Raw genomic sequence first — 2,721 nt, 5'->3', positions numbered from 1 at the left:
GCGCCTGGTGCTGCCGGTGGCCGACAGCGGCGAGCCGGCGCTGAAGGTGAGTTTCCTCAGTGACCTGGAAGGCCTGTCCAAGCGCCGGGCCCGGGCCCACCTGCCGGCCTGGCGCCAGCAGGCACGGTTCATCCTGCTCTGGGTCCTGCTGCTGTTGGCCGCTGCACGTCCGCAATGGCTGGGGGAACCGCTGCCGGTGGCTGCCAGCGGCCGCGACCTGCTGGTGGCAGTGGACGTCTCCGGTTCCATGGACTTTCCCGACATGCAATGGCAGGACGAAGACGTCAGCCGCCTGAACCTGGTCAAGCACCTGCTGGGGGACTTTCTCGAACACCGTGAAGGCGACCGGGTCGGCCTGATCCTGTTCGGCAGCAAGGCCTACCTGCAGGCGCCCCTGACCTTCGACCGGCACACGGTGCGAGTCTGGCTCGACGAAGCGAAGATCGGCATCGCCGGCAAGAACACCGCCATTGGCGACGCCATCGGCCTGGCCCTCAAGCGCCTGCGCCAGCGCCCGGCGCAGAGCCGGGTACTGATCCTGGTCACCGACGGCGCCAACAACGGCGGCGAAATCCCGCCCATTACCGCCGCACGCCTGGCCGCCGAGGAAGGGGTGAAAATCTATCCCATCGGCATCGGTGCCGACCCGGACCAGAGCGCGACCCTCGGCGTGCTGGGGCTCAACCCGAGCCTGGACCTGGACGAGCCGGTCCTCAAGGAACTGGCCGACGTCACCGGCGGGCGCTACTTCCGTGCCCGTGACGGCCAGGAACTGCAAGCCATCAAGGAAACCCTCGACCAACTGGAGCCGGTGGCCCAGCAGCCGACCCAGGCCCGCCCGGCCCAGGCCCTGTACCACTGGCCCCTGGCCACGGCGCTGCTGCTCAGCGTGTTGCTGGTGCTGCGCGAGCACTGGCCGCACAACCCGCTGCAACGCTTCTTCACCCAGTCGCACTTTCTGCAGCCGACCCATGATTGGCGCCAGCGGCTCAAGCGCCTGCGTCTGCGGAGGCGTCGATGATCAGCCTCTGGCCCCATTGGTTCCGTCCCGGGTGGTTGCTGGTACTGCCCCTGCTGGCCCTGCTGCTGTGGAAACTCTGGCACCGGCAGAAACGTGCCGGGCGCTGGCAGATGATCCTGCCGCCGGCCTTTCATGCCGCCCTGCTCAGTGGCGGCAATGGCCGCGAGAGCAAACTGCCCTGGGTCGCCCTGGGCCTGGCCTGGCTGCTGGCAGTGCTGGCCCTGCTCGGTCCGAGCTGGCAGCGGGTAGAGCAAACCAGCCAGAAACCCGCCGACCCGCTGGTGGTGCTGCTGGAGCTGAGCCCGCAAATGCTGGCCAACGATGTGCCGCCCAATCGCCTGGAACAGGCCCGGCACAAACTGCTGGACCTGCTGCAATTGCGCAGCGACGCCCAGACCGCGATCGTGGTCTACGCCGGCAGCGCCCACACCCTGGTGCCCCTGTCCGACGACCTGGCCACCAGCCGCAACCTGCTGGACGCCCTCAAGCCGTCGATCATGCCCCAGGCCGGCCAGCGCGCCGACCTGGCCCTGCTCAAGGCCCTCAAGCTGCTGGACCAGGGCGCCCTGGGCCAGGGCCGGGTGCTGCTGATGGCCTCGTCCCTCAGCGAACAGGAGCGCCAGGGCATCCGCCAGGCGCTTGACGGCGATTCACCGCAATTGCTGATGCTCGGCATCGGCAGCCGCGACGGTGCCCCGGTGGCCCTGGAAGACGGCAGCTATCTCAAGGACGACCTGGGGGCCATCCTGGTGTCGCGCCTGGACAGCCCGGACCTCAAGCAATTCATCGGCGAGGTGGGCGGTCGCTACCGTCAGGCCCGCCTGGACGACAGCGACCTCAAGGGCCTGGGTCTGGCGGGAGGCCCCAAAGGCGTGCGCAGCGAAGGCCAGACCCTGCGCCTGGACACCTGGGCCGACCAGGGCTATTGGCTGCTGCTGCCCCTGTTGTTACTGGCGGCCTGCGCCGGACGCCGGGGCTGGCTGTTCTGCCTGCCGCTGCTGTTGTTCGGGCTGCCACAGCCCAGCTATGCCCTGGACTTCAACGACCTGTGGCTGCGCCCCGACCAGCAAGGCCGGCGCCTGCTGGAACAGCAGCGCCCGGCAGAGGCCGCTCGGCGCTTCCAGGACCCGCAGTGGCAAGGCGTGGCCCTGTACGAGGCCGGCAACTACAATGCCGCCGCCGAGCGCTTTGCCGAAGGCAACGACGCCCGCGCCCACTACAATCGCGGTAATGCCCTGGCGCGCAGTGGTGAGCTGGAAGCCGCCATCGACGCCTATGAACAGGCCCTGGAACGCCAGCCGGACCTGCAGCCGGCGCTACAGAACAAGGCCCTGGTGGAAAGCCTGTTGCAACAGCAGCAAGCCACCCCGCCAACGCCGCCGCAGAAGCCGGAAAACCCCGACAGCGACGACAGCAGCCCCGGGCCCAGCGGTGCGGCCACCCAGCCGGCCACCGGTAGCGAAACCCCGGACACCCCCGGGCAGCCACCGGCCAACGAGGGTGAGGCCACAACGCCCGACCCACAGAGCAATGGCCACAGTGAAGTGCCCGGCAGTGAGCTGGATGACCGGCACACCACCACGCCCCTGCGTCCGGCACAGGACAGCCTGGACGCTGAACACCAGCAGGCGCTGGAGCAATGGCTACGCAAGATCCCGGACGACCCGGGAGAACTGCTGAGGCGTAAATTCTGGTACGAA

The 2,721-nt window shown here is 68.8% G+C and carries 2 protein-coding genes; both read left to right on the top strand.

The genetic code is table 11. The annotated features are described in order from the left end of the window. Positions 1–1,021, top strand: a 1,021-nt coding sequence (locus BLX41_RS12430; RefSeq protein ID WP_259744774.1) for a vWA domain-containing protein, incomplete at its 5' end; no start/stop codon positions are given. Further along, a partial coding sequence (locus BLX41_RS12425) for a VWA domain-containing protein (protein ID WP_123725107.1) occupies positions 1,018–2,721 on the top strand: 1,704 nt, incomplete at its 3' end. The genes BLX41_RS12430 and BLX41_RS12425, both read left to right, overlap by 4 nt.

Source organism: Pseudomonas protegens, assembly GCF_003732485.1.
GTDB lineage: Bacteria > Pseudomonadota > Gammaproteobacteria > Pseudomonadales > Pseudomonadaceae > Aquipseudomonas > Aquipseudomonas protegens_B.
This window is presented reverse-complemented; position numbering and strand designations above follow the sequence as displayed.